Here is a 25,081-nt window from a genome sequence, read left to right as displayed (position 1 = left end):
CCGCTGGAGGGATCTACGGACCTCGCCGAGCGCTCTCGTAGGGACCTACAGGGTCTGAAGCGCCGGTGCTGGGCTTTTCCACATCCGGGCCCCGCACCCCATGCGATGTCCGATTTTTCGTCACACGATGGTAATAATCGGTGTATAGCTTCCTGACCTGCAGGTTCACGGCTCTTCCAAGGAGAATTATGGCTACCCTCGACCGTCGCGCGTTCCTGCGGACGACGGGAATGGCCGGACTGGCGCTCGGCCTGGCCGCCTGTGGCGACAGCGGGACGTCCGGCGCGGGCGGAAGCGGGTTCGGCGCGGTCAAGATCCAGCTCTCCTGGAAGAAGAACGTCGAGTTCGCCGGCGAGTACTTCGCCGACAGCAAGGGCTACTACAAGGCCGCCGGGTTCTCCCAGGTGGAGCTGCTGTCGGGCGGCGGCTCCGGCACCTCGGTCGAGTCGGGCCTGACCACCGGCCGCTGCTGGATCGGCCTGTCGACGCCGACGATCACCGCGCCCGCCGTGCTCCAGGGCGCGCCGCTCAAGATCGTGGGCGCGACCTTCCAGAAGAACCCCTTCGCCATCGTCTCCCTCGGCAAGAACCCGATCAAGGACCCCAAGGACCTGGCCGGCAAGAAGATCGGCGTCCAGGACTCCAACGAGCTGGTCTGGAACGCGCTGCTCAAGTCCAACGGCATCGACCCGTCGAGCGTGACGCGGGTGCCGTTCCAGTCCGACCCGTCGATGCTGACCTCCGGCCAGCTCGATGGCTATGTCGGCTTCGTCACCAGCGGCCCGGTGCGGCTGAAGATGCAGGGCGTGGACGCGGCGCACATGCTGTTCGCCGACCACGGCCTGCCGCTGGTCGCCGAGACGTTCACGGTGACGCAGGAGACGATCGACAAGGAACGCGACAAGCTCAAGGCGTTCCTCACGGCGGAGATCAAGGGCTGGAAGGACGCCGTCGCGGACCCGGCCAAGGCCGCCGAACTGGCCGCGAAGACGTACGGCAAGGATCAGAACCTCGATGTCGCCGAGCAGACCGAGGAGGCCAAGATGCAGAACGACCTCGTCGTCACCCCCGACGCCAAGGCCAACGGCCTGTTCACGATGACCTCCGAGCTGATCGAGCAGAACATCGCCTCCCTCGCCAAGGCCGGGCTGACCGTCAAGGCCGAGAACCTCTTCGACCTGTCGATCCTGGACGAGATCTACAAGGCCGACGCGAGCCTCAAGCTCTCATGACCGGCATCGGCATCACGGGGCTGAGCAAGACGTTCGGCAGCGGGCTGACCGCCGTCGAGCACGTCGACCTGGAGACGCCGAAGGGCTCCTTCCTGTCCCTGCTCGGCCCCTCGGGCTGCGGCAAGTCGACCGTGCTGCGCATCCTGGCCGGGCTTGAAAAGCCCACCACCGGCGAGATCCGGGTGAACGGCGAGACCCCCGAGGAGCTCCGCAGGAGCCACCACCTCGGCATCGCCTTCCAGGACTCGGCGCTGCTGGCCTGGCGCAGCGTCGCGGCCAACATCCGGCTGCCGCTGGAGGTCGCGGGGATCAAGCCGGAGCCCGGCGTGATCGACGACCTGATCAAGCTGGTCGGTCTCCAGGGCTTCGAGAAGGCGCGGCCCGCCGAACTGTCAGGCGGCATGCGGCAGCGCGTGTCGATCGCCCGCGCGCTGGTGGTCAAGCCCAGCGTGCTGCTGCTCGACGAGCCGTTCGGCGCGCTGGACGACATGACCCGCCAGCGGCTCAACCTGGAACTTCTGCGCATCTGGACCGAGAAGCCCGCCACCACGCTGATGGTCACCCACGGCATCGGCGAGGCGATCTTCCTGTCGGACGTGGTGGCCGTCATGAGCCCGCGTCCTGGCCGCATCGAAGAGGTGGTCCCGATCGACCTGCCGCGTCCCCGGGTGCCCGAGATGATGCGTACACCGGAGTTCCACGCCATCCACGACCACCTCAGCGACCTGCTGTTCGGGCACGGCTCGTGAAGCGGATCCACGGCCTGCTCGGCGTCGTCGCCCTGATCGCCCTGTGGTGGCTGGTCGCCGTGACGGTCTTCGCCGACGGCGGCGCGGTCCCGACGCCGTGGGCGGTCCTGGCCGGGATGGGCCACGACGGCTGGGGGTTCTACGGCCCCAACACGACCGCCACCGTCAGCGCCGCGCTCCAGGGCTTCCTGTGGGGCAACGGCCTGGCCATCGGCGTGGCGCTGATCGTCCTGCTCGTCCCGCGCCTGGAGGCGGTGGCGACCCAGCTCGCGGTGATCAGCTACTGCATCCCGCTGCTGGCCATCGGCCCGATCGTCCTGGTCGTCTTCGGCGGTGAGGCCGCCGTGGTGTTCCTGGCGGCCGTCTCCGTCTTCTTCACCACGCTCATCGGCGCGCTGCTCGGGCTGCGCTCCGCCGACCGGACCAGCCTCGACCTCATCGCGGTGTACGGCGGCGGCCGCCTGGCCAAGCTGCGGCACGTCCAGGTCATCGCGGCGCTGCCGAGCACGTTCGCCGGACTGAAGATCTCGGCCCCCGGCGCGCTGCTCGGCGCGATCATCGGTGAATACCTCGGCAGCAACGACCAGGGCCTCGGCGTCTCCCTGATGATCTCCCAGCAGCAGTTCCAGGTCCCGCGCACGTGGGGGCTGGCGCTCGTGGCCGGCCTGGTCGCGGGCCTCGGCTACGCGATCGTCGCACTGGTCGCCCGCGTGGTGACACCCTGGTCATACGGCAGAGCGCGGTCCTCCTCATGATCGGCCGCATCGTGTTGCGCGTCGTCGGCCCGCTGCTGCCCTCCGTCGTCATCGTGGTGGCCCTCTGGTGGCTGTCCCTGGAGGCGTTCGGCATCAGCCCGCTGGTGGGCAAGCGGCCCCCGCAGGTCTGGGAGTACCTGTTCGGCTCGTCCCCGGCCCATCGCGACGCGGTCTTCGCCGCCCTGGGCATCACGATCAGGGACGCGGCCATCGGCTTCGTCAGCGGGATGGTCGCGGCGGTGGTCGTGGCGATGGCGTTCGTGCTGTTCAGGACCGTCGAGCAGACGTTCATGCCGGTCGCGATGCTGCTGCGCTCGGTGCCGCTCGTGGTGATGACGCCGCTGATCACGCTCGTCTTCGGCCGCGAGCTCCTCGGCGTCGCGGTCATCGGCGGCATCGTGGTGTTCTTCCCCGCCCTGGTCAACGTCGCCTTCGGGCTGCGCTCCGCCTCACCGCAGGCCACCGACCTGATCATGGCGTACGGGGGCGGGCGGCTGACCGTGCTGCGCAAGGTGGCCGTGCCGACGGCGATGCCCTCGGTGTTCGCCTCCATGCGGATCTCCGTGCCCGCCTCGATCATCGGCGCGCTCATCGCCGAATGGCTGGCGACCGGGCAGGGGATCGGCGCCGGGATCCTGCGGGCCATCGGCGGGTTCCGGTATGACGAGGTGTGGGCGGACATCGTGGTGGTCACCGCCGTGTCGATCCTGGCGTACGCGGTCGTGGGCGTCGTCGAATCCCTGGTCCTGGCCCGCTTCTCGGACAACCGCCCCTGACCCGCGCCCGCGAGTCAGGGGCGGCGGATGGGGCAGGGGTGGGTGACGTGCCGGTTCGGGCAGCAGATCACGCTGATCGTGGCGAACCTGCCCCCGGTCAGCCACTCACCCCACTGCACGTCCACCCCACGGGGTAGCGCGTCGGCGGCGCCGTCGAGCCGGGCCGTCAGCCCGACGCGGTCCGGGCGCGGGAACGCACCCCTGATCTGCGCGTACTGCGTGGCCAGCCACTCCACCGCCCGCCCCGGGTCGTCGAAGGTGGCGCGGATCCGGGAGGCCGGTCGGGCCAGCCAGTCGCCGGTACGCATCGGCGGAAGGAGCGAACCGGCGAACTCGGGCGAACCCGGACGCCGCTCGTCCTCCCTTTCGCGCTCCTCGCCGCTGCCTATCCACATGTACGCGTGCCAGTGCATGAGATCCCCACAGTTCGGTTGCCCCGTACAGGGTCATTCCCGGAAAAGGGTGCGGGCCCGGTCGCGGTCCGCTGTGCGGGGGGAGGCGCGACCGGGCCCGCCGGATGGGAGCGCCGTGGCGTTGCGGTGGGAACCGGCGCGGTGGCGCGCCTGGTGGAGGCCCGACGCTCCCTGGCTGGGTGGGGTTCTGTGGTCTAGTGGGCGGCGAAGTCCTGGGTCCAGTAGGGGCCCTTCGTGGACTGGCCGACGCCGATATGGGTGAAGGAGCAGTTCATGATGTTGGCGCGGTGTCCGGGGCTGTCGAGCCAGGCTCGTACGACCGCGGCGGCCGTCGGCTGGCCCATGGCGATGTTCTCGCCCCAGGTGCTGACCGGCGCGAAGCCGGCCGTCGATATGCGGTCACCCGGAGTCCGGCCGTCCTTGGAGTCGTGGTCGAAGTAGTCGCGCGCGGCCATGTCGGCGGAGTGCCGCTCGGCCGCCGCGTGGAGCTTGGGATCGTGGGTGAGCGGGCGGCAGCCCTTCTTGGCCCGCGCCTGGTTGGTGAGGCTGACGACCTGGTCCTCGGCGGCCGAGGCGGTGCCGGTCGTCGCCGGCGTCCGGGTCCCGCAGGACAGGGCCACCGGCCGTGACCGGCTCGGCTTGCCCTGGTAGTCCATGGCCAGGACGTAGTAGCGCCCGGGAGTCGCGCAGCCGGCGCGGACGCTGATCCGGCCGTTCAGCACGAGCTTGGCGCCGCTCTTCAGCGTACGGTCGGGGCGACCGGCCACGTCCCGGACGATCCGGACCCTGAGCGTGGCCTTGGTGTCGCAGCCGATCCTGCTTGCCGAGCCGACGATCACGCCCTTGGACAGGGACGGCTTGGCGGCCACGACCCGGCACGGAGCCTTCGTGGTCGCCGCCTGGGCGGCGGGCGTGGGGATGCTCAGTGCGGCCAGACTTCCGAGGCAGACGAGTGCCTGGAGTTGCCTGCGCATCCTGTCCCTCCGGTGCTGCTAGATACGGCGTCGATCCCGCATTCTGGTGTGCCCGCAACGGCCATGTCCCGAAAAACACCGCTATATCTGGAGTACCAGGTGACCCAATCGTAACGATTGCCCCACCGACCTCGGTAAACCTTCTCTGTCACCTGCGCGTCTTGTGCGAAAAATTAGGGCCGTGCGGCGAAATGCCGCACGGCCAGGGGTGGAACTCGGAGCGGATGGTTGGGAGCCGTCAGCTCCCAAGCGGACCGGAAGGCGTCAGCACGCGGTAGGCGTCAGCACGCGGCGGGCTTGAGCCAGGAGCACTCGAGGTCGCCGGTCGCGCTGTCATCCGCCGCGCGGAGCTGCGACACGGCGTCCACCGGCGCGGTCCGCGAGAACTGGGCGAGCCGGATGGCGATTTTGTCCTCGATGTCCTTCGGCGAGCCCGACAGGTACTGGTTGAGCATGATGGAGAACACCAGCGGCTCGCCCTCCGCGCTGTTCACGTAGCCCGACAGCGACGTGACGCCGGTCAGCGACCCGGTCTTGGCGTGCACGTTGTTGGCGGCGGCGGTGTTGCGCATCCGGCTGCGCAGCGTGCCACCGGTGAACCGGTCGGCGTTGCCCGCGATGGGCAGCGCGTCGTACCAGGTCTTGAACCACGGCTTGGCGCGTACGGCGCTGAGCAGCTGGACGATCGAGCCCGGGGCGAAGCCGTCACGGCGCGAGAGGCCGGAGCCGTCCCGCATGTTGAGCACCTGTACGCCGTTGGCCTTGGCGAAGTCGGTGCTCACCTTGAGCCCGGCCGCCCAGGTGCCCTGGCCGGAGACCTTGCGGCCCATCGCCTTGGTCAGGATCTCGGCGTGGATGTTGTTGCTGAGCTTGAGGAAGGGCACCAGCAGCTCGCTCAGCGGCATCGACTGGTGCTCGGCCAGCGTGGTCGCGCCGGACGGGGCCGCGCCGGTGACGGTCGGGCCCGCCACGCGGACGCCGTGCTTGGCCAGCGACTTGCGGAACAGCGACGCCACATAGCGGGTGGGGTCGTCCACGGCCACCCACTCCTGGTACGGGTCGGCCACGGTGCCGGTGATGACCACGGTGTTCGTGGAGTGCTGCCGTTCGATGAGCACGTCAGTCGTGGTGCCCACGGTGGCCTTGTTGACGATCTTCAGGTAGTCGGTCTCGGGCGTCGTCGACACCTTGACCTCGTTGCCGGCGGCCGCCACGGAGACGATCACCGAACCGGCGTCGTAGTCCCGGTCCGGGGAGGCGGTCAGCGCGGAGATCTGCGCCGCGTAGTAGGCCGTCTCGTCGTCCCAGGTCCAGTCGTTGCCGAGCCGTACGGAGTCGAACCACGTGTCGTCGGCGACCAGCTTGCCCGCGACCAGCTTGACGCCCGAGGCGGCGACCTTGGCGGCCAGCGCGTCGTAGTCCTCGGCCAGCATCGTCGGGTCGCCGGTGCCGCGCAGGACCAGGTCGCCGGTCAGCACGGAGCCGAGCTTGCGCCCGCCGCTCAGCACGGTGGTGGGGAAGCGGTAGTCCAGGCCGAGCGTGTCGACGGCGGCGGCGGAGGTGAACAGCTTGGTGTTGGAGGCCGGGATCATCAGCTTGCCGGCGTCCGTGGCGTACAGCTCGTCGCCGTTGGCCGCGCTCTTGACGACCACGCCGGCCCGCCCGACCGTGAGCCGCGAGTCGGCGAGTATCTGGTTGATGTCCTGGGTCAGGTCCGCGACGCCCGCCGTGGGTTCGAGCGCGACGGCGGGGGAGGAGGGGCTGGACGCCCAGGCGAGGGCCGCGACGAGCGCGCCCGCGACGAGGGATGCTGAAGTACGCCGCATGGGGTCTCCAATGAGGACTGGGGGTCTAGCTTGGGATCATGCGGCAGCGCACGCAGCCTGTAATCCGCAAATATCCGTATTTCTTGGGTCAGTCGTACGCACGCCGTCACGAAGGCGGGCCCGTGCCCGGGAAAGTGCTCAGGAGAGCTGGCCGGCGCTCACCATGAAGCCGCAGTCGCCGAAAGAGACCTCATCGCCCGACTTGATCTTGGCGGGTCCCACCAGTCGCCAGCCGTTCAGCCGTGTGCCGTTGAGTGAGCCCAGGTCGACCAGCATCCATCCGCCGTCGTCCTCGCGCCGCAGCTCGGCGTGCACCCGCGAGACCGTCAGATCGGACAGCACCAGGTCGCAGGCCGACCCGCGACCGACCACGTAGCGCATGCGGTGGTCGTCGGGCAGGGCCAGCCTGGGCAGTCGCGGCCGGCGCCACGCGGCCTGGAGGCGGGTGGTGAAGTCGGAGACGTTCGACACCGCGTCGGTCACTCGCTGGCGGAACGTCCGGCGGCGGGGCAGATCGGCGACCAGTTCGTCGAGCTCGTGGCGGTTGCGCGCCCGCAGGGCCTGATCCACCCGGCCGACGAAGGTGTCGTGGGAGATCCGGCCTTCGACGGCGCGGTCGCGGAGCTCGTCGATCGCGCGATCGCGTTCCCCGTCGGACGCGCGGAACGGTGGATGCGTCGAGCTCATGCCCCGAGTATCGGCCTGAACGGCGTTCCCTGTCCAGAATATGCGAATCAGTTGCGTTGAGCATACTCAGTATGCATACTCAGTATCCATGTCGATCAGACACGGACTGCTCGCGTTGCTGAGCAGGGGGCCGCGTTACGGCTACCAGCTCCGGGTGGAATTCGAGGCGTCGACGGGGGCGACCTGGCCGCTCAATATCGGCCAGGTCTACACGACGCTCGCCCGGATGGAACGTGACGGCCTCGTCGAGCCCGGAGGGGCCGACGAACAGGGGAGGGCCGTCTACACGGTCACCGAGGCCGGTCGGGCCGAACTGGGGCGATGGTTCAGCACCCCCGTCGACCAGACCGACCGGCCTCGGGACGAACTGGTCATCAAACTCGCCATGGCCGTCGCCGCCGGGGACGTCGACGTGCCAGCGGTGATCCTGGCCCAGCGCACCGCCACCATGCGCGCGCTGCAGGAGCTGACCAAGGCGAAACGGGCGAACACCGAAGGGCTCGCGCAGCGGCTCGTCCTCGATTCATTGATCTTTCAGGCCGAGGCGGAACAGCGCTGGCTGGACCACTGCGAGGCCGTACTCAAGGAGAAGAACACATGACTGTGCTGAGACTGGACGAGGTGACGCGCGTGCACGGTCAGGTGCACGCGCTCAAAGGGGTGAGCCTCGAGGTCTCCAGCGGCGAGCTGGTCGCCGTCATGGGCCCGTCGGGCTCCGGCAAGTCGACCCTGCTCAACTTAGCGGGCGGCCTCGACCGGCCGACCTCGGGCAGCGTGACGATCGAGGGCACGGACCTGGCCGGCGTGACGGACCTGGCGGCGCTGCGGCGCGGCAGCGTCGGGTACGTCTTCCAGGACCTGAACCTGATCCCGTCACTCACGGCCGCCGAGAACGTGATGCTGCCGAGGGAGCTCGACGGCGTCCGCTCCCGGCAGGCCCGTGAGGAGGCGCTGGCCGTACTGGCCTCGGTGGGGGTGGACCATGTCGCCGACCGCTTTCCCGGGGAGCTGTCCGGCGGGCAGCAGCAGCGCGTGGCGATCGCCAGGGCGCTGGTCGGCGAGCGGCGTCTGGTGCTGGCCGACGAGCCCACGGGGGCGCTCGACACGGCGAGCGGCGACGAGATCCTGCGACTGCTGCGCGAGCGCTGCGACGAGGGCGCGGCGGTGCTGCTGGTCACCCACGAGCCCCGCTACGCCGGATGGGCCGACCGCGTGGTGTTCCTGCGCGACGGGGAGATCGCCGACTCGACGGCCGTACCTCTGGAGAGCGCCCGATGAGCGCCTTCGCCGCCGCGCTGCGGATCTCCCGCAGGGACGCGCTGCGGTTCAAGGGACGTACGGCGCTGATCATGGTGATGATCGGCCTGCCGGTGCTGCTCATCACCGGCGTGCTCACGGGGTACGCCACCCTCGACGTGAACGAGCGGGAGGGGCTGACCGCCCTGCTGGGCGGGGCGGACGCGCGGATCGCCACGACGCACTTTCGCGCGCCGATCGAGCAGGATGTCTTAGGCCGGGGCGTGACCAACGGGCCGGAAAAGGATTCCACGGCCGCGCCGTGGAAGCAGGCCGAGGCGGCCGCGCTGGTCGGCGGCCGGATGATCCCGTACGACAGGGGCAGTGTGCTGTTCGCGGGCACGGACGGCTACGAGATGGTGTCCGCCAGTGAGGTGGACCTGCGGGATCCGATGACGCGGGGGCTGCGGCGCCTGACGGAGGGCAGGTTCCCGGCCGCTCCCGACGAGGTCGTGGTGACACCCGCGGTCTTGGAGATGGGGGTCAAGGCCGGCGACACGGTCGCCGTGACCCGGGCGAACAAGCGGGTGCGCGTGGTCGGCGTGATCGAGTACCCGAACAGACCGGGCATGACGGAGTTCGTCGGATTGCAGGGCGTGCTTCTGCTGGACAAGAGCGACGGCAGCGGCACCGGCTGGCTCGTGGACACCGCCGCGCCGTTCGACTGGTCGCGGGTGCGGGCGCTGAACGCCCACGGGCTGATGGTCGAGTCGAGGGCCGTCATCGAGAATCCGCCCGCCGCGGCTCGCCGCCTGATCGCCTCGGACGGTGACCTGCCGATCAAGATCGCACTCACTGTCGTCTTCATCGTCATGGAGACGGCGCTGCTGGCCGGGCCCGCGTTCGCCGTGGGACTGCGGCGGCGACGCCGGGAGCTGGCCGTGATCGCGGCACAGGGCGGTTCGGGCGCGCACCTGCGGGCCATCGTGCTCGCCGACGGGCTGGTGCTCGGCGGTGCGGCGGCGCTGGCCGGGACGGTCCTCGGCGTCGGAGGCGCCTTGGCGACGGTGCGGTGGGCCGGGCAGCTGCTCGGGTCGCTCGGCCCGTTCGAGGTGCCGTGGGCGAGTGTCGCGGGCGTCGCCGTGCTGGGCGTGGTCAGCGGGCTGATCGCCGCCCTGGTGCCCGCCGTGCAGGCCGCGCGGCAGAGCCCCGCCCAGGTGCTGGCGGGCCGTGAAGGCGAGCTCCGCGACCGTGCGGGCCGTCCGGTGCTCGGTCTGCTGCTGGTGGTGGCCGGGCTGGTCCTGGTCTGGCTGGTCCTGGTCCGGCTGAGCACGCGCGGCGAGGAGTTTCCGCTCGTCGCGGCCTTGGGGCTGGTCGTGCTGGGGCTGGTCGCGTTGATGCCATGGCTGGTGCGCCGGACGAGCCGCTTCGCCGCCCGGCTGCCGCTTCCGCTTCGCCTGTCGGTCCGTGACGCCTCGCGCCACCGCTCCCGTACGGCCTCCGCGACGTCCGCCGTCATGGCGGCCACCACGGCGGCGGTCGCGTTCGGCATCGGGCTCGCCAGCTCAGACGCGGCCTACAACGCCGCCTACCACCCCTACGCCCCGACGGGCAGCATCAAGATCGAAGCCGAGAACCTGGACGACAGCGGCTGGGCCAGGCTGCGGGCGGCGGCCGAGCGCGAGCTGCCGAAGACGCGGTTGATTCCAGGCCCGGTTCCCATGGACTCTCAGGGCAAACGGGGGTGGATCGACATCGAGCGCCGCTGCGCTGGGCAGTGCGAGGACTCCTTTTACGGAGGTGAGCTTCCGGTCGGCGACGTGCGGCTGCTGGCGTTCATCCAGGGACGTCAGGATCCGCAGGCCGCCGCGGCCCTGACCGCGGGCAAGATCGTGGTGTTCGATCCGGAGCTGATCAAGGACGGCCTGGCCACCCTGAAGTTTTACACGTCGACTGGCGAGATCAGCCGCAAGCAGGTTCCCGCCGTGCTGGCGAGTGCCGCCGACTCGCGGGTCAGCGGCGGGGTCATTCCACCGGCCGTCCTGCGGCCCGTTGGGCTGCAGGTGAAGGAGCGGCGGCTGTACGCCATGGAGCCGTCGGCCGATCAGGAGCGCCTGAGGAAGCATTTCTCAGTGGTCGGAGACCAGATCGACGTCTACTTCGAGTACCCCAGGGACGGCGAGCTCGCGGGGGTCCTCTGGATCCTGCTGGGTGCCGCCATGGTGCTGGTGCTCGGCGGCACGTTCGCGGCCACCGGGCTGGCCGCGGCCGACATGCGCCACGACCTGAACACCATGTCGGCGGTCGGCGCGCCGCCGCGCGTCCGGCGACTGGTGGTGGCCGGTCAGGCGGGTTACATAGCCGGGCTGGGCGCGCTGGTCGGCGTCGTGACCGGGGTCGTGGGCGGAATCGCGCTGTCGTGGCCGATGAGCCGCCATAACGGGGTCCAGGGGGCGGATTGGTTCAATCCCGGACCCACGACGATCTCCATCCCTTGGCTGTTCCTCGTCGCGTTCGCGGTGGGATTGCCGCTGCTGGCGGCGCTGGTGGCCTGGGCGTTCGCCAGGACGCGGCTGGAGCTGACCCGCCGCCTGGCGTAAGCCGTACCCGCGTGTTCGTGACCGCGGTCCGCTCGATGCGGGCCGCGGTCATGCGCGTCCGTGGCCCGGTGTCAGCCGGGCCACGGGTCGGGCCGGTTTCGGCCGCGCCAAAGGTCGAGCCGGTTTCGGGCCGCCGGGGGTTCGGGCCGCCAGGGTCGTGGCTAGTCGATCACGTCGGCGCAGACCACGTGGGCGCCGATCTCGATCATCCGGCGTTCGCTGCGCGAGTCCGCCACCCGGGCCATCAGGATGGGCGCCCCGCTCGCCGCGAACTGCGGCAGCCGGGCGCGGGCCCCACGGTGCAGGTCACGGACCACGTCCTCGGCGGCCGACATGTGCACCTTCACGTGCAGCATGATCCCCGGGGCCCCCGAGGCGGTGCGCGCCTCGGAGATCCAGACGTGGTGCACGAGCGGGTAGTCCATGAGCAGGTTCCCGATGGCCCGCCGCAGGGCGGGCAGGATCGGGTGCGTGCACCGGCGGTAGCCGGGGTCGACCTGCTGCATGGGCCCCGACAGGTGCGGTCGCGGCGCCGGTATCCACGGCAGCGCGGGCGCGTCCGGCGAGGGCGGCGCCACCTGGGCGAGCGCGGCTCCCCGTGACACCGTGGCCATCGCGCCCGTCGCGTACGCGGCGGGGACGGCTCCCGACAGCACCGGATGAGGCCCCGATCGCGTCGAAGCGAGGAAGTGCTGGAGGTCGTCGATGGGCACGGCCGCCGCCGCGGGCCCCGCCGCGTCGATCACGATCTCCCGCACACCCGTGACGCGCTGGATGTCGAGGATCGTGTCCGGATCGCAGGCGGAGAGGGAGTGACTGCCGCGGTGCCGGGCGTACGTCGCCGCGCCCGTGTATCCGAGCAGCACTCTGTCGCCGGCCTGGGTCGTACCCAGGACGACTGATCGGTCTGGTCGCACTGCCACCAGAACCCCACCGTCAGCGAGCGCCGCCAGCAGGCGATGTGGGCTGCCATGCTGGGCGAGCACGTCGGCAAGCGCAGGATTCCCGATGCTCATATGACGAACCATAGGTAGTCGGTCACGGCTTATCAGGCTAATAGCCAAGAAATCCCCCGATCAAGACAAAGATGGGAGCAGTGTGGATGAGTTTCCGGGAGCCGGGGTACGGAGGCGCTGTCTCAGATCCTGGGTCACTCGTGAACACGTTCACAAGCGCGGATAGACTCGGGGGGTCCGAGGGGCCCTCTGAGGTGTCCCTCAACGCCCGCCCGCATGCCCCTAAGGATTCACTTCCATGAGCAAGCCCGTCGTACTGGTCGCAGAGGAGCTGTCCGAGGCAGGCCTCGCCGTACTCGCCAACGATTTCGAGGTCCGCCACACCGACGGCGCCGACCGCTCGCAGCTGCTGCCCGCGCTCGCCGACGTGGACGCGCTCATCGTCCGCTCCGCCACGCAGGTCGACGCCGAGGCCATCGCCGCGGCGCCGAAGCTGCGCGTGGTCGCGCGGGCCGGTGTCGGGCTCGACAACGTCGACGTCGAGGCGGCCACCAAGGCCGGTGTGATGGTGGTCAACGCCCCGACCTCCAACATCACCAGCGCCGCCGAGCAGACCGTCGCGCTCATCCTGGCCAGCGCCCGCAACACGGCCCAGGCGCACGCCGCGCTGAAGAACGGCGAGTGGAAGCGGTCCAAGTACACCGGTGTCGAGCTCGACGAGAAGGTCGTCGGCATCCTCGGCCTGGGCAAGATCGGTCAGCTCGTGGCGCAGCGCCTGCAGCCGTTCGGCGTCGAGCTGATCGCCTATGACCCCTACCTGCCGCCGGCCCGCGCCGACCAGATGGGCGTCAAGCTGGTCAGCCTCGAAGAGGTCATCAAGCAGGCCGACTTCATCACCGTGCACCTGCCCAAGTCCAAGGAGACGCTCGGGCTGATCGGTGACAAGGAGCTGCACGAGGTCAAGCCGTCGGTGCGGATCGTCAACGTGGCCCGCGGCGGCATCGTCGACGAGGCCGCGCTCTACTCGGCGATCAAGGAGGGCCGCGTCGCCGGGGCGGGCATCGACGTGTTCTCCAAGGAGCCCTGCACCGACAGCCCGCTGTTCGAGCTCGACCAGGTCGTCGTCACGCCGCACCTGGGCGCCTCCACGCACGAGGCTCAGGAGAAGGCCGGCACCCAGGTCGCGCGGAGCGTCAAGCTCGCCCTCGCCGGTGAGTTCGTGCCCGACGCGGTCAACGTCCAGGGCGGAGCCGTCGCCGAGGACGTCAAGCCGGGCCTGCCGCTGGCCGAGAAGCTGGGCCGGGTCTTCACCGCGCTGGCGGGCGAGGTCGCCACGAAGCTCGACGTCGAGGTGCGCGGCGAGATCGCCTCGCAGGACGTCCGGGTGATCGAGCTGGCCGCGCTCAAGGGCATCTTCGCCGACGTGGTCGAGGACTCGGTCACGTACGTGAACGCGCCGCTCCTGGCCAAGGACCGCGGGATCTCCGTCAACCTGGTGACCAGCTCCGACAGCCCCGACTGGCGCAACGTGGTCACCGTGCGCGGCGTGCTCGCCGACGGCCGCCGTGTCTCGGTCTCGGGCACGCTGTCGGGCCCGCGCCAGATCACGAAGATCGTCGAGGTCAACGGCTACGAGATGGAGATCGAGCCGACCGCGCACCTGTCGTTCTTCACCTACACCGACCGGCCCGGCATCGTCGGCGTCGTCGGCCGCCTGCTCGGCGAGCACGGCGTCAACATCGCCTCGATGCAGGTGGCCCGTGACGCCAAGGGCGGCAAGGCGCTGATCGCGCTGACGGTCGACTCCGCCATCCCGGCCGAGGTGGTCGAGCAGATCGGCACCGAGATCGGCGCCGAGAGCGGCCGCTCGGTCGACCTGGAGGACTGACCCCTTCTTCAGAGCGTTCCAGGATCAACGGCTGTCGCGTCCGCGGCAGCCGTTTTTCTGTCTCAGGATGCGAGATAGTAGGACGTCCAACGAGACAGCCAAACTACCGCCAGGTATTCTTTCGGAAGATGCGCCAGGTTCTCGTACTTATTACCTGCCGCGGCGGGGCCTGTTAGGGCAGGTCGACGACCCGCCGTGGTGTGCGGCGTTGCGTCGACCGGTAAGCCCCAACGTCCGGTCCGCGATCCGGACCCCACGAGCTCAGGCCCGGTCGGATTCGTGACCGGAATCCGACCGCACAGCACACGACGCCCCGCGAAATGAGATGAGACACACATGTACGAGATGTATGCCTGGAACTCCACCGACGAGACCGCTGACGAGGCGACCGAGGCCCTGCAGACCGCCCTGGACCGCAGGGACAACGGCGGCGCCCCGCAGAACACCAGCCGGTAACGCTTAGAACTCCAGCCGGTAGAAGGCCGCCATCCTCCTGAATCCGGGCACGACCTTGGCGAGCCCGACCGAGATCCGGTGCGACGCCGACAGGCGGCCGTAGCCGGGCAGGTCGAAGGCGCTCATCGCGGTGACGAGGCGGAGCTTCGGACTGATCGACAGCAGGTCGGCCGGGCCGTCCATGCCCCAGTGCATCGTGGCCTCGGCCTTCCTGACCGGTTTGTTGAGCTTCTGCAGGCGCAGGCCGAAAGGGCTCAGCGCGTCGAAGACGAACTGGCCGCTGGGGAACCGATCGACGATCGCCCTGACCAGCGCGCGGCCCTCCGCCGGGTCGAGGTAGTAGAACAGGCCCTCGGCGATGACCAGCACCGGCTTGCCCGCGGGCACCTGGTCCAGCCAGCCGAGGTCGGTGACCGAGGTGCCGATCGTCCGGCGCTCCTCCGGATACAGCCGCCGCCGTAGGTCGATGACGTCTGGATAGTCCACGTCGTACCAGTCGACGCTCGGCGGCGGGTCCAGGCGGTGGGCCCGCGTGTCGAGACCGCAGCCCAGGTGCAGCACGGTCGCCTCGGCGTGCCGGGCGAGGAACTCCCTGGCCCAGCCGTCCAGGAAGCGGGCCCGGATCGCGACCGAGCCGGCCATGCGCTGGTCCATGCCGGTGTCGCTGAAGTCGTGGTCGATGCGCTCGACGGTCGCGGCCGCCAGGCGGTCGTCGAGTATGGGATGCGGTGAGCGGGCGTCCAGTGCCCTGCCGTACAGGGTGGCGAGGAGCGTGGCCTTCTCGGCGGCCAGGCGCACCTTTTCGGGAGCCATGCCGTCGAAGCTACACCTGTTTCACAAATTCATGAAGCCTGTGAAGCGGCGTGGGCGAGGGCCAGCGCGCCGAGCAGCGGGGCGTCGTCGGCGAACCGCGCCGGGCGTACCTCGGGCGGGAAGGGTACGGCCCGTCGCAGCTCGGCTGTCAGACGGGGCATGATCAGGTCGGCCGCGCCCATCATGCCGCCGCCGACCACCAGGCACTCGGGGTCGAAGGTCGCGCACAGGTTCGCCGCGTTCATGGCCAGCAGCCCGAGCGCCTCGTCCACCAGCTCCGCGACCGCCGAGCCGGGGGCCGAGGCGGACAGGGCGAACAGGTCGGCCGCCGTGGTCTCGCGGCCCAGCAGGGCCGTGCCCCGGGCCGCGAGTGCGCCGCCCGAGACCCGCTCCTCCAGGGGAACGTGCCCGTCGGCGAAGGCGGGCTCGCCCGGAACGGCCTGCAGGTAGCCGATCTCGCCGGCCGCGCCGTGCGCCCCGGACACCACCTGGCCGTTCACCACCAGCGCGGCCGCCAGCCCGGTGCCCAGGTTCAGGTAGACGCCCGCCGACACGCCGCGCAGCGCTCCCCAGCGCAGCTCGGCCGCGGCAGCCGCCTTCACGTCGTTGTCGATCGCCACCGGGATCGCGCCGTACTCCTCCCGCAGCAGCCGGGGCAGCTCCAGCCCCTCCCAGCCGGGCACGTTGGGGGCCAGCCAGATCCGGCCGTCGCGGATGACGCCGCAGGTCGAGAAGCCCACGGCGGCCGGCGCGCCATCCAGGTCCCGGGCCGCCGCCAGGGCCCGTTCCAGGGTGCCGGCGCCGGTGTCGAGCCGGATCCGCTCGACGATCTCCGGTCCGTCGGAGCTGGACACGCCGACGGCGACCTTCGTGCCGCCCACATCGATGCCCAGCACGCGGCTCACTGGGCGGCTCCCCGGCGGGCCAGCGAGTCGATCGCCACGGCCAGGGCCAGCACCGCGGCCGTCACCATGAAGCGTACGGAGGAGTCGACGCTGAGCAGGTACATGCCGCTGGTGATCGACTGGATCACCAGCACCCCGAGCAGCGCGTCATAGGCCCGACCCCGGCCGCCGAACAGCGAGGTGCCCCCGATGACCGCCGCGGCGATCGCCATGAGCAGGATGTCGCTGCCACCCGACTGCTGGTTGACCGCCGACAGCCGGCTGGCCGCCAGGATGCCCCCGGCCGCCGCCAGCGTGGAGGCCAGCATGAACGCCAGGATCCTGATGCGCGTCACGTTGATCCCGGCCCGCCTGGCCGCCTCCGCGTTGCCCCCGACGGCGTACACATGCCTGCCGAACGCGGTATGCCTGAGCACGAGATCGAACACCACCACCAGCGCGCCGAAGATGATCAGCAGCAGCGGCACGCCCCGGTCGGCCGACATGATGACCACGCCCGCCGCGAGCAGGACGGCCAGGCCGCCCGTTCTGACCAGCAGCCACCACAGCGGGGTGACGGGCAGTCCGGCGGCCAGCCTGAGACGCCGGGTGAGCAGCGCCGCGCCGCCCGAGACGAGCACCAAGGTCGCCACCAGCAGCCACGACAGCCAGGACGGCAGCCAGGTGTCGCTCAGCTTCGAGATGAACCCGGTGAACGGCAGGTTGATCGTGCCGCCCTGCCGCAGCAGGAACAGCAGCAGCCCGAGCCAGCCCATCAGCCCGGCCAGCGTGACCACGAACGACGGCATCCGCAGCTTGGTGAACATCAGCCCGTGGATCAGCCCGATCCCCGCCCCCGCGGCGAGTGCGATCAGGATGGCCGCCAGCGGGTTCCAGCCCTGCTTGACGTGCATGATGGTCATGATCGTCGCGCACAGGCCGCTGACCGAGCCGGCCGACAGGTCGATCTCGCCGAGCAGCAGCACCATGATGATGCCCAGCGAGATCGTGCCGGTCGCGGCCATCTGCAGGGCCAGGTTCGTGAGGTTCTCCGGCGCCAGGAAGCGGTCGTTGAGCGCGCTGAAGACGATCGCGATCGCCACCAGCCCGCCGACGACCGGCCACGCGCCGACGTCGCCCTGTCTCAGCCGCTCGACGGCGACCTTCGGCGTGTACGGCTTACGCGCCAGCGTGTCGGTCATCGCCCTGCCCCCGTGATCGCGGCCACGATCTCCTCCTGCGTGGTGTCGGCCGTACCGAAGTCGCCGGCGTTGCGTCCCAGCCGCAGCACCACCACGCGGTCGCTCACCTCCCGGACGTCGGCCAGGTTGTGCGAGATGACCAGGACCGCGAGCCCGCGGTCGCGCAGCCGCCCGATCAGCGCGAGCACCTGGGCGGTCTGCTCCACGCCCAGCGCGGCGGTGGGCTCGTCCAGGATGACCAGGCGCGGCTCGCCGATCAGCGCCCTGGCGATCGCCACCGACTGGCGCTGACCGCCCGACAGCATGGCGACGGGCACCCGGATGTCTCTGATGCGTACATCGAGCTGCTGGAGCAGATCACGGGTGGCGCGTTCCATCGCGATGTGGCGCAGCAGCGACCAGCGGCGGCGTTCCGTACCGAGGAACAGGTTGGCCACCACGTCCAGGTTCTCGCAGAGCGCGAGGTCCTGGTAGACGGTCGAGACGCCGAGCGCCTGCGCGTCGTGCGGGTTGGCGATTTTGACCGGCGTGCCGTCGAGCGTGATCGTGCCCTCGTCGGGGACGACCACCCCCGAGATGGCCTTGACCAGCGTGGACTTGCCCGCGCCGTTGTCGCCCATGAGGGCGGTGACCTCGCCGGGGCGCAGGTGGAGGCTGGCGCCGTCGAGCGCCTGGACCGCGCCGTAGCGCTTGGAGATGCCTGTCGCGGAGAGCACTACTGGATGCCCGCCTTTGCGCAGGCCGCCTTGACCTCGGCGGTGCAGATCTGGTCGGCCGTGTAGAACTTGTCCTTCACGATGGTGTCCTTGACCTTGTCCGCGGTGACGGCGATGGGGTCGAGGAGGAAGGCGGGGATGTCCACGGTGCCGTTGTTGACCTTGCTGGTCGCGGCGGGCTGCTCGCCCTTGGCCACGGCCACGGCCAGCTCGGCGGACTTCTCCGCCTCAGCCCTGATGTCCAGATATATGGTCATGTACTGCTCGCCGGTGAGGATGCGCTGCACGGCGGCCAGCTCGGCGTCCTGTCCGGTGATCGGCGGCAGCTGCTTGTAGCCCGCGCGCTTCATGGCCGCGATGGCGCCGCCCGCCATGCCGTCGTTGGCCGACAGCACGCCCACGATGTTGTCCCGGCCGATGGCGGTGATCGCCTGCTCCATCTGCTGCTGGGCCTTGTCGGGACTCCAGTCGGGCGTGTCGAACTCCCTGCCGACCTTGACCTTGCCGTCCAGGACGCTCTTGGCGCCCTTCTTGTAGTCGGCCGAGCTGGGGTCGGTCGGGGCGCCGTGGATCTCCACGATCTGTCCCTTGGCCGTCGTGCCCTTGGCGTTCATCGCGTCGAGCAGGGCCTGGCCCTGCATCTCGCCGACACGGACGTTGTTGAACGAGACGTAGTACGCGTAGTCGATGCCGGAGATCAGCCGGTCGTAGGCGATCACCGGGATCTTCTTCTGCTTGGCCTGGTTGACCAGCGGCGCCACCGCGTTGGCGTCGACGGCGTCCAGCACCAGGACGTTCGCGCCCTGGGTGAGGGCCGCCTCGACCTGTTGCTGCTGCTTGGCCGCGTCCTGCTCGGCGTTGCTGTAGAGGATCTTGCAGTCGGCGCAGAGCGACTTCACCTTCGCCTCGAACAGCGGGCGGTCGAACGCCTCATACCGCGTGGTCTTGGACTCGGGCAGGAAGAGGGCGATCGTCTTGGATGCCGCCCCGGCGCTCGCGCTCGCGCTCGCCGTGTTGCCGCCGGTGCCGGCGGAGTTTCCGCAGGCGGCGGCGGTCAGCAAGAGCGCTGCGGCCGGAATCAGTCGCCATGCTCGGTCCATCGCACATCGTCCTCTCGAGTGGCCCCGCCCGGCTGTTCGTTGTTTGGTAAGAAAGCTAATTTACTACCAGGGTTGTTGGCTAGAGTTTGGCGCGAGGAGGGCTGAAGATGCGAGGTGGGCTGGGAAATCCGCGGCTGCTGCGGGTGCTGAACGAGCGTCGGCTGCTCGACCAGCTCCACGCGAACGGCCCGGCGTCACGGGCGGATCTGGCCAAGATCACCGGACTGTCGAAGCCGACGGTCTCGGCGGCGCTCGCCGGGCTGGAGGAAGACGGGCTGGTGCACCTGGTCGGCGAGGTGTCGGGCCGGCCGGGCCCGGTGACCTCGCTCTACGACATGAACGCGGCCTCCACCCACGTGGCGGGCATCGACATCGGCCGCGACTGGATCCGCGTCGCCGTGGCCGACCTGCGCGGCACGTTCGCGGGCCGGACCGACGGGCGCAACACCGCCCGCGACTCGGCCGAGCTCGCGGTCCTCGTAGGCGACCTCTGCCGCGCCGCGGCCAGGGAGGCCGAGCTCGACTGGTCGGTGATCGCCTGCGCGGTGGTCGGCTCGCCCGGCGTCTACGACCCGGCCCAGGGCCGCCTGGACTTCGCGCCCAACCTGCCGGGCCCGCCCGACCTGGCGGGTCGCCTCCGGTCGGCGCTCGACGTAGAGCTGACCATCGAGAACGACATCAACCTGGCGGCGGTCGGCGAGCACACGTACGGGGAGGGGCGCGGCAAGGCCAACTTCGCCCTGGTCTCCATTGGTACGGGCGTCGGGATGGGCATCGTCATCAACGGCGAGCTCTATGTCGGAGCCAGGGGAGCGGCGGGAGAGGTTTCGTACGTCCCCACGGACTCGCCCCCTTACGTCCCACCCTTTACGGACGACGCCCTGGCCCACGGTGCCACGGAGACGGTGACCTCGGCCCCCGGCGTGGTCCGCGCGGCCAGAGCGGCCGGGCTGGACCTCGAGACGGCCAAGGAGGTCTTCGCCGTGGCGGCGGCCGGTGATCCGGCGGCCCGCTCAGTGGTGGAGGCCGAAGGGCGGCGCATCGGCGGTCTCCTGGTGGCGGTGGCGGCGGTCCTGGATCCGGAGGTCATCGTCCTGAGCGGCGGAGTGGGCCGCAACCTGGACCTGCTGGGCGCGGCGATAGAGGATCGGATAGCTGAGCTGGGCCCCCTGCGGCCGATGGTGGTCGCCAGCGCTTTGGGGGACAGCGGAGTATTGCTGGGCGCGGTCGCCCATGCCCGAACCAGGGCATGGGACCTGATCTTCGACGCCAGACAGGGCTGAAAGGTCTTGTCCAAGACGTGAGATGTCGTGCTCGTCAGTCGAGACAAGCGGGTAAGGTACGCACATGGAGTCGCGGAATATTCGCCTGGCCGTCATCCCCGGAGACGGCATCGGCGCCGAGGTCGTCGCCGAAGGGCTGAAGGTCCTGGAGGCCGTCGGGACCAAGATCGAGGCCACCCACTACGACCTGGGTGCCGCCCGCTATCACCGTACCGGTGAGACGCTGCCCGACGCCGTGCTCGAAGAGCTGCGCGGCTATGACGCGATTCTGCTCGGCGCCGTGGGCGATCCCAGCGTGCCGCCCGGCATCCTGGAGCGCGACCTGCTGCTCCGCCTCCGCTTCGTCTTCGACCACTACGTCAACCTGCGCCCGGTTAAGCTGTTCCCCGGCGTCGAGACCCGGCTGGCCGACACACCCACCGAGAACATCGACATGGTCGTCGTCCGCGAGGGCACCGAGGGCCTCTACGCGGGCACCGGTGGCGTGATGCGCCGTGGCACACCTTACGAGATCGCCACCCAGGAGTCGCTCAACACCGCCTACGGCGTGGAGCGGGTCGTCCGCTACGCGTTCGAGAAGGCCAAGTCCCGCCCGCGCAAGAAGCTGACGCTCGTCCACAAGACCAACGTCCTGACCTACGCCGGCGACCTCTGGCAGCGCACGGTCAACCGCGTGGGGGAGGAATACCCCGAGGTCACCACCGACTACTGCCACATCGACGCGGCCTCGATGTTCTTCGTGAGCCAGCCTGAGCGGTTCGACGTGATCGTCACCGACAACCTCTTCGGTGACATCATCACCGACCTCGGCGCGGCGATCGCGGGCGGCATCGGCCTGGCGGCCAGCGGCAACATCAACCCGGAGCGCACCGCGCCCAGCATGTTCGAGCCGGTGCACGGCAGCGCCCCCGACATCGCCGGGCAGGGCAAGGCCGACCCGACCGCCACGATCCTGTCGGTCGCCATGCTCCTGGAGCACCTCGGTCTGTCCGCCGAGGCGGCCAGGGTCGAGCAGGCCGTCGCCGACGACATCGTCGAGCGCCTGGCCGGCTGGGCCGGCCGCACCACAAACGAGATCGGTGACGACATCACCGCGCGAGTATCGAGCTAGGGCCGCCCAGCTCCCCAAGCGCCTGGCGGTCCACATAAGGACCGCCAGGCGCTTTTTCACGTCTAAACGGCCAAAGCACCCCATTAGCCACTTGCAATCCCAAATAGCGAGACACTAGGAAGTACAGGCCTGCTCATAGCAGTGACTGTCCCGAACCGTAAAGTTTGTCCAGGACCGTAGAGAGAAGGACCTCCGTCATGACCATCGCTCAGAAGCTCAGCTTCGACGTGCAGCTATCCGACCACGCTCGCACTGCGGCCGAGCGGGAGCAGGTACTGGCGAACCCCGGGTTCGGGCAGACCTTCACCGACCACATGGTCTCGATCGACTACACCGAGGGCGAGGGCTGGCACGACGCCCGGCTTGAGCCGTACGGGCCGCTGTCGCTCGACCCGGCCACCTCGGTGTTCCACTACGCGCAGGAGCTGTTCGAGGGGCTCAAGGCGTACCGCCAGGCCAACGGCTCGATCGCGACCTTCCGCCCGTACGCCAACGCGGCCCGCTTCAACACCTCGGCCGAGCGCATGGCGATGCCGACGCTTCCGGAAGAGGTGTTCGTCGAGTCGCTCGAACTCCTCGTCCAGACCGACAAGGACTGGGTCCCCACGACCGAGGGCCACAGCCTCTACCTGCGCCCGTTCATCATCGCGACCCAGGTCGGCCTCGGCGTCAACTACCCGTCCCGCACCTACCGGTACATGGTCATCGCCTCCCCGGCGGCCTCCTACTTCACCGGCGGCGTCAAGCCCGTCTCCGTCTGGCTCTCCACCGAGTACACCCGCGCCGCCCCCGGCGGCACCGGCTTCGCCAAGTGCGGCGGCAACTACGCCGCCGCCTTCGTCGCCCAGCGGCAGGCCGTCGAGCAGGGCTGCGACCAGGTGGTGTGGCTGGACGCGCACGAGCACCGGTACGTGGAGGAGATGGGCGGGATGAACCTGTTCTTCGTCTTCGGCGACAAACTTGTCACCCCCGCGCTGACCGGCACCCTGCTGCCCGGCATCACCCGCGACTCCATCCTGTCCCTCGCCGCCGACCTGGGTCTGGAGGCGTCGGAACGCCTCATCTCGACGGAGGAGTGGCAGGCCGGCTGCGAGTCGGGCGAACTCACGGAGGTGTTCGCCTGCGGGACGGCGGCAGTGGTGACCCCGGTGGGCTCCGTCAAGGGCACGGACCGCGCGTGGACCGTGGGCGACGGCAACCCTGGGGAAGTGACGATGCGCATCCGGGAGGAACTGGTGGGCATCCAGTACGGCTCCCGCCCCGACACCCACAGCTGGGTCCACAAGATCAGCTAACACGCCTCCACCGGGCATCTTTCGCCACCCACCCGTGTGGTTGGCCGTCTGATGCCCACCCTTCTACAACGGGCCTCCGCTTCGCTCCGGACGTTCTCCCAGGCGGGCTACGCCCCCTGGAGGACCTCGCTCCGCTCGGACAGCCTTCCCAGCGCTTCGCCGGGTTGGCCGGTTGGAACGCGTGAGATGCCTGGCCGGAGGCCCATGGCACGGTGAAGCCTCGCCGATCAGAAGACTTCTCCGGGGGTCGCTCCGCTCGCTGGAGGCTTGATCCTCGCGTTTGTGCAGCTAAGAGGCTGTTAGAGAAGGCAGTAGCGACTTGCGGTGCAGCGACCTCGCTGCGTGTCGGGAGCGAGGCGCGGGAACAACAGTGATGTCGCAGGCATGGTGGTCACATTGAGGCGGTCTCGGTTGTGATGAAGTCGACATAACCGAGGCGCCCTCAGAGCTTGAGGCATGCGACCTGGTGTCCCATCTTGTCATTGCGGGCGGCGTAGTCCGTCCAGTACGAGGGTGATGAGATCGTCGGCCTCGGCCCGCCAGTCGGGGCGGTCATGGGCCGCACCGATGCCGTGCAGCGCCATCATCACGGCACCGGCGTCCACGTCGTCGCGAACGGCGCCGTCCCGGACGGCGGCGGCTACCAGGTCGGTGACAGCCTGCTCCAGCGCCCGGCTGCCCTCGGCGAGGGCACCCGAGCGATCGGCCCATAGCGTGGCCAGCGTCCGGGCCAGGCCCTCGTGGGCATCGATGTGGTCGACCATGCCGCGTAGGAACGTTGCCAACGCCTCCGCTGCGGGCAGCGTGGCCTGTAGCTGGCGGGCGCGGTCGCACAGCGCGGCGACTTCCCCGTGGTAGACCGCCTCGGCCAGCGCCTCCCGGGTGGGGAAGTGGCGGTACAGCGTGCCCGTGCCCACCCCGGCCAGGCGAGCGAAGTCGTCGAAGCGCAGGTCGAAGAAGCCTCCGGCGTCGAAGACCTCTCGCGCCTTGGCGATCAGGACATCGTGGTTGCGTCGGGCGTCGGCCCGCAGCGGCTTGTCGGCGGTCATGCGCTACCTCGCGTTGACAAATGGAGATGATCTCCATATTTTGAAAGTGGAGATGACCTCCAAATCGATTGTACCCCACGAGGTGCAGCGTGAAGATCCTGATGTTCGGCCGAGGCGTGATCGCCACCATCTATGGCTGGGCCCTGGAACGGGCCGGGCATGAGATCGAGTTCTACGTCCGGCCGGGCCGCGCGGCGACGTACGGGGAAGCGATCGACCTCGACCTGCTCGATACGCGGCGCCGGGTGTGGGGGCAGCGCGTCGTCGAGCAGTGGCCGGTGCGCTACCGCGAGGCGCTGGAGCCGGATCACGACTTCGACCTGATCGTGCTCAGCGTGCCGCACCACCGCCTCGCGGAGGCGACGGCCTTCCTGGCCCCGCGGGTCGGCCAGGCCACGGTGCTGGTCTTCGGCAACATCTGGACCGAGCCGCCGGCCGCGATCGGCGCACTCCCCGTCGACCGGATCGCCTGGGGCTTTCCCCAGGCCGGTGGCGGTTTCGGCGCGGACGGCGTGCTCCGTGGGGGGATGCTGCCGTCGGCCATCTTCGGCACCCTCGGCCAGCCCCCGACCGACCGGGAGCGGGCCGTGCGCCAGGCGTTTCGCGAGGCCGGGTTCCGGCCTAAGGAGCGGCCTGACTTCCGCGGCTGGCTGTGGGTCCATTTCGTGTCGGATGCCGGCCTGTTCTCGCAGGGCTTGAGGCTGGGTTCCCTGTCCAAGCTGGCCGGGTCGACGAGCGACTTCCGCGAGGCACTGCTGACTGGCCGCGAGCTGCTGCCCCTCCTCAAGGCGCGCGGCATCGACCTGCGACGTCACCGGGGCGGTGTGCTGCTGTTCCGGGCGCCCACCTGGCTGATGGCGCCCGTGCTCGCCTGGCTGACTGCTCATGTCACGCCGCTGCGCGTAAATTTCGAGGCGCACTCCCACCCCGACGCCGAGGAGCCGCGTGAGATCTGCCGAGACACCCTCGCGGAAGCACGACGGCTGGGCATTGCGGTACCACGACTGGAAGCGGCGGAACCGAACTTTGCCCGTGAGGGGACGGGCCGAGTCTGAATTTACCGATGTTGTCGGTCCCGGT

Annotated in this window: 23 protein-coding genes; 12 read left to right on the top strand and 11 right to left on the bottom strand. The window is 69.8% G+C overall.

The window, feature by feature from the left end; genetic code table 11:
• The first annotated feature begins 188 nt into the window (after positions 1 to 188).
• From AB0B64_RS18150 to AB0B64_RS18135, 4 genes are read left to right on the top strand one after another with little or no spacing between them, the layout of a single operon-like run.
• A complete protein-coding gene (locus AB0B64_RS18150) occupies positions 189 to 1,232 on the top strand; it encodes an ABC transporter substrate-binding protein (RefSeq protein ID WP_357950232.1) in 1,044 nt (347 codons plus the stop codon).
• Positions 1,229 to 1,981: an ABC transporter ATP-binding protein gene (locus AB0B64_RS18145; RefSeq protein ID WP_357950235.1), complete on the top strand. Its 753-nt coding sequence runs from the start codon at positions 1,229 to 1,231 to the stop codon at positions 1,979 to 1,981. Before AB0B64_RS18150 ends, AB0B64_RS18145 begins: the two co-directional genes overlap by 4 nt.
• Positions 1,978 to 2,736: an ABC transporter permease subunit gene (locus AB0B64_RS18140; RefSeq protein WP_358178475.1), complete on the top strand. Its 759-nt coding sequence runs from the start codon at positions 1,978 to 1,980 to the stop codon at positions 2,734 to 2,736. Before AB0B64_RS18145 ends, AB0B64_RS18140 begins: the two co-directional genes overlap by 4 nt.
• On the top strand, positions 2,733 to 3,512 hold the full coding sequence (locus tag AB0B64_RS18135) for an ABC transporter permease subunit (RefSeq protein WP_358178473.1): 780 nt from the start codon (positions 2,733 to 2,735) through the stop codon (positions 3,510 to 3,512). Before AB0B64_RS18140 ends, AB0B64_RS18135 begins: the two co-directional genes overlap by 4 nt.
• A 14-nt stretch (positions 3,513 to 3,526) precedes the next feature.
• On the opposite strand, the gene AB0B64_RS18130 is transcribed toward AB0B64_RS18135, so the two are convergent.
• The 4 genes from AB0B64_RS18130 to AB0B64_RS18115 form a co-directional block, all read right to left on the bottom strand.
• The gene (locus AB0B64_RS18130) at positions 3,527 to 3,925 is read right to left on the bottom strand and encodes a hypothetical protein (RefSeq protein WP_358178471.1); all 399 of its coding nucleotides are present in this window, start codon (positions 3,923 to 3,925) and stop codon (positions 3,527 to 3,529) included.
• 194 nt (positions 3,926 to 4,119) lie between these two features.
• A complete protein-coding gene (locus AB0B64_RS18125; RefSeq protein WP_357950245.1) occupies positions 4,120 to 4,899 on the bottom strand; it encodes a CAP domain-containing protein in 780 nt (259 codons plus the stop codon).
• Positions 4,900 to 5,180: 281 nt separating this feature from the next.
• Positions 5,181 to 6,725 (bottom strand): D-alanyl-D-alanine carboxypeptidase/D-alanyl-D-alanine-endopeptidase, encoded by a 1,545-nt coding sequence (gene dacB, locus AB0B64_RS18120; protein WP_357950247.1) that lies wholly within the window; start codon positions 6,723 to 6,725, stop codon positions 5,181 to 5,183.
• A 138-nt stretch (positions 6,726 to 6,863) separates the two neighbouring features.
• Positions 6,864 to 7,412 carry a DUF1707 and FHA domain-containing protein gene (locus AB0B64_RS18115; RefSeq protein WP_357950249.1) on the bottom strand — a complete coding sequence of 183 codons (549 nt, stop codon included), beginning with the start codon at positions 7,410 to 7,412 and terminating at the stop codon, positions 6,864 to 6,866.
• Between the two features lie 88 nt (positions 7,413 to 7,500).
• On the opposite strand from AB0B64_RS18115, the gene AB0B64_RS18110 reads away from it, so the two are divergent.
• From AB0B64_RS18110 to AB0B64_RS18100, 3 genes are read left to right on the top strand one after another with little or no spacing between them, the layout of a single operon-like run.
• Complete coding sequence (locus tag AB0B64_RS18110; RefSeq protein ID WP_357950251.1) at positions 7,501 to 8,013, top strand: PadR family transcriptional regulator; 513 nt, start codon at positions 7,501 to 7,503, stop codon at positions 8,011 to 8,013.
• Positions 8,010 to 8,690, top strand: a complete 681-nt coding sequence (locus tag AB0B64_RS18105) for an ABC transporter ATP-binding protein (protein WP_358178469.1) — start codon at positions 8,010 to 8,012, stop codon at positions 8,688 to 8,690. The genes AB0B64_RS18110 and AB0B64_RS18105 overlap by 4 nt, the downstream gene beginning before the upstream one ends.
• On the top strand, positions 8,687 to 11,248 hold the full coding sequence (locus tag AB0B64_RS18100) for an FtsX-like permease family protein (protein ID WP_358178467.1): 2,562 nt from the start codon (positions 8,687 to 8,689) through the stop codon (positions 11,246 to 11,248). Before AB0B64_RS18105 ends, AB0B64_RS18100 begins: the two co-directional genes overlap by 4 nt.
• Positions 11,249 to 11,409: 161 nt before the next feature.
• Here AB0B64_RS18100 and AB0B64_RS18095 read toward each other — a convergent pair whose 3' ends face one another.
• Positions 11,410 to 12,264 carry a hypothetical protein gene (locus AB0B64_RS18095; protein WP_358178465.1) on the bottom strand — a complete coding sequence of 285 codons (855 nt, stop codon included), beginning with the start codon at positions 12,262 to 12,264 and terminating at the stop codon, positions 11,410 to 11,412.
• A 238-nt stretch (positions 12,265 to 12,502) separates the two neighbouring features.
• On the opposite strand from AB0B64_RS18095, the gene serA reads away from it, so the two are divergent.
• Positions 12,503 to 14,092, top strand: a complete 1,590-nt coding sequence (serA, locus tag AB0B64_RS18090; RefSeq protein ID WP_358178463.1) for a phosphoglycerate dehydrogenase — start codon at positions 12,503 to 12,505, stop codon at positions 14,090 to 14,092.
• 459 nt (positions 14,093 to 14,551) lie between these two features.
• Here the strand turns inward: serA and AB0B64_RS18085 are convergent, their stop codons facing one another.
• Genes AB0B64_RS18085 through AB0B64_RS18065 form a run of 5 tightly spaced genes read right to left on the bottom strand, consistent with a single transcriptional unit; the run spans position 14,552 to position 19,263 of the window.
• Complete coding sequence (locus AB0B64_RS18085) at positions 14,552 to 15,361, bottom strand: class I SAM-dependent methyltransferase (RefSeq protein WP_358178461.1); 810 nt, start codon at positions 15,359 to 15,361, stop codon at positions 14,552 to 14,554.
• A 29-nt stretch (positions 15,362 to 15,390) separates the two neighbouring features.
• Complete coding sequence (locus AB0B64_RS18080) at positions 15,391 to 16,266, bottom strand: ROK family protein (protein WP_358178459.1); 876 nt, start codon at positions 16,264 to 16,266, stop codon at positions 15,391 to 15,393.
• Positions 16,263 to 17,447 carry a sugar ABC transporter permease gene (locus tag AB0B64_RS18075; protein ID WP_357950271.1) on the bottom strand — a complete coding sequence of 395 codons (1,185 nt, stop codon included), beginning with the start codon at positions 17,445 to 17,447 and terminating at the stop codon, positions 16,263 to 16,265. Before AB0B64_RS18075 ends, AB0B64_RS18080 begins: the two co-directional genes overlap by 4 nt.
• A complete protein-coding gene (locus AB0B64_RS18070; protein ID WP_357950274.1) occupies positions 17,444 to 18,163 on the bottom strand; it encodes an ATP-binding cassette domain-containing protein in 720 nt (239 codons plus the stop codon). Before AB0B64_RS18070 ends, AB0B64_RS18075 begins: the two co-directional genes overlap by 4 nt.
• Positions 18,163 to 19,263 carry a sugar ABC transporter substrate-binding protein gene (locus tag AB0B64_RS18065; RefSeq protein WP_358178457.1) on the bottom strand — a complete coding sequence of 367 codons (1,101 nt, stop codon included), beginning with the start codon at positions 19,261 to 19,263 and terminating at the stop codon, positions 18,163 to 18,165. Before AB0B64_RS18065 ends, AB0B64_RS18070 begins: the two co-directional genes overlap by 1 nt.
• Positions 19,264 to 19,370: 107 nt before the next feature.
• Here AB0B64_RS18065 and AB0B64_RS18060 point away from each other — a divergent pair, with 107 nt between their 5' ends.
• The 3 genes from AB0B64_RS18060 (at position 19,371) to AB0B64_RS18050 (ending at position 22,952) form a co-directional block, all read left to right on the top strand.
• A complete protein-coding gene (locus tag AB0B64_RS18060) occupies positions 19,371 to 20,546 on the top strand; it encodes an ROK family transcriptional regulator (protein WP_357950280.1) in 1,176 nt (391 codons plus the stop codon).
• 64 nt (positions 20,547 to 20,610) lie between these two features.
• Positions 20,611 to 21,657 (top strand): 3-isopropylmalate dehydrogenase, encoded by a 1,047-nt coding sequence (locus AB0B64_RS18055; protein ID WP_357950283.1) that lies wholly within the window; start codon positions 20,611 to 20,613, stop codon positions 21,655 to 21,657.
• A 197-nt stretch (positions 21,658 to 21,854) separates the two neighbouring features.
• Positions 21,855 to 22,952 carry a branched-chain amino acid aminotransferase gene (locus AB0B64_RS18050; protein ID WP_357950286.1) on the top strand — a complete coding sequence of 366 codons (1,098 nt, stop codon included), beginning with the start codon at positions 21,855 to 21,857 and terminating at the stop codon, positions 22,950 to 22,952.
• 479 nt (positions 22,953 to 23,431) lie between these two features.
• Here AB0B64_RS18050 and AB0B64_RS18045 read toward each other — a convergent pair whose 3' ends face one another.
• Positions 23,432 to 24,001: a TetR/AcrR family transcriptional regulator gene (locus tag AB0B64_RS18045; protein ID WP_358178455.1), complete on the bottom strand. Its 570-nt coding sequence runs from the start codon at positions 23,999 to 24,001 to the stop codon at positions 23,432 to 23,434.
• A gap of 89 nt (positions 24,002 to 24,090) precedes the next feature.
• Here AB0B64_RS18045 and AB0B64_RS18040 point away from each other — a divergent pair, with 89 nt between their 5' ends.
• Entirely contained in the window at positions 24,091 to 25,056 is a 966-nt protein-coding gene (locus AB0B64_RS18040; protein WP_358178453.1) for a 2-dehydropantoate 2-reductase N-terminal domain-containing protein, read from the top strand.
• Positions 25,057 to 25,081: the final 25 nt, after the last annotated feature.

The organism is Nonomuraea sp. NPDC049129 (assembly GCF_040648495.1).
Classification (GTDB): Bacteria; Actinomycetota; Actinomycetes; order Streptosporangiales; family Streptosporangiaceae; genus Nonomuraea.
This window is presented reverse-complemented; position numbering and strand designations above follow the sequence as displayed.

Bases quoted from the DNA above. Each gene is read 5' to 3' on its own strand.
- AB0B64_RS18150 (WP_357950232.1), top strand. From the start codon at position 189: ATGGCTACCCTCGACCGTCGCGCGTTCCTGCGGACGACGGGAATGGCC.
- AB0B64_RS18145 (WP_357950235.1), top strand. From the start codon at position 1,229: ATGACCGGCATCGGCATCACGGGGCTGAGCAAGACGTTCGGCAGCGGG.
- AB0B64_RS18135 (WP_358178473.1), top strand. From the start codon at position 2,733: ATGATCGGCCGCATCGTGTTGCGCGTCGTCGGCCCGCTGCTGCCCTCC.
- AB0B64_RS18130 (WP_358178471.1), bottom strand. From the start codon at position 3,925: ATGCACTGGCACGCGTACATGTGGATAGGCAGCGGCGAGGAGCGCGAA.
- AB0B64_RS18125 (WP_357950245.1), bottom strand. From the start codon at position 4,899: ATGCGCAGGCAACTCCAGGCACTCGTCTGCCTCGGAAGTCTGGCCGCA.
- dacB (WP_357950247.1), bottom strand. From the start codon at position 6,725: ATGCGGCGTACTTCAGCATCCCTCGTCGCGGGCGCGCTCGTCGCGGCC.
- AB0B64_RS18115 (WP_357950249.1), bottom strand. From the start codon at position 7,412: ATGAGCTCGACGCATCCACCGTTCCGCGCGTCCGACGGGGAACGCGAT.
- AB0B64_RS18110 (WP_357950251.1), top strand. From the start codon at position 7,501: ATGTCGATCAGACACGGACTGCTCGCGTTGCTGAGCAGGGGGCCGCGT.
- AB0B64_RS18105 (WP_358178469.1), top strand. From the start codon at position 8,010: ATGACTGTGCTGAGACTGGACGAGGTGACGCGCGTGCACGGTCAGGTG.
- AB0B64_RS18100 (WP_358178467.1), top strand. From the start codon at position 8,687: ATGAGCGCCTTCGCCGCCGCGCTGCGGATCTCCCGCAGGGACGCGCTG.
- AB0B64_RS18095 (WP_358178465.1), bottom strand. From the start codon at position 12,264: ATGAGCATCGGGAATCCTGCGCTTGCCGACGTGCTCGCCCAGCATGGC.
- serA (WP_358178463.1), top strand. From the start codon at position 12,503: ATGAGCAAGCCCGTCGTACTGGTCGCAGAGGAGCTGTCCGAGGCAGGC.
- AB0B64_RS18085 (WP_358178461.1), bottom strand. From the start codon at position 15,361: ATGGCTCCCGAAAAGGTGCGCCTGGCCGCCGAGAAGGCCACGCTCCTC.
- AB0B64_RS18075 (WP_357950271.1), bottom strand. From the start codon at position 17,447: ATGACCGACACGCTGGCGCGTAAGCCGTACACGCCGAAGGTCGCCGTC.
- AB0B64_RS18065 (WP_358178457.1), bottom strand. From the start codon at position 19,263: ATGGACCGAGCATGGCGACTGATTCCGGCCGCAGCGCTCTTGCTGACC.
- AB0B64_RS18060 (WP_357950280.1), top strand. From the start codon at position 19,371: ATGCGAGGTGGGCTGGGAAATCCGCGGCTGCTGCGGGTGCTGAACGAG.
- AB0B64_RS18055 (WP_357950283.1), top strand. From the start codon at position 20,611: ATGGAGTCGCGGAATATTCGCCTGGCCGTCATCCCCGGAGACGGCATC.
- AB0B64_RS18050 (WP_357950286.1), top strand. From the start codon at position 21,855: ATGACCATCGCTCAGAAGCTCAGCTTCGACGTGCAGCTATCCGACCAC.
- AB0B64_RS18045 (WP_358178455.1), bottom strand. From the start codon at position 24,001: ATGACCGCCGACAAGCCGCTGCGGGCCGACGCCCGACGCAACCACGAT.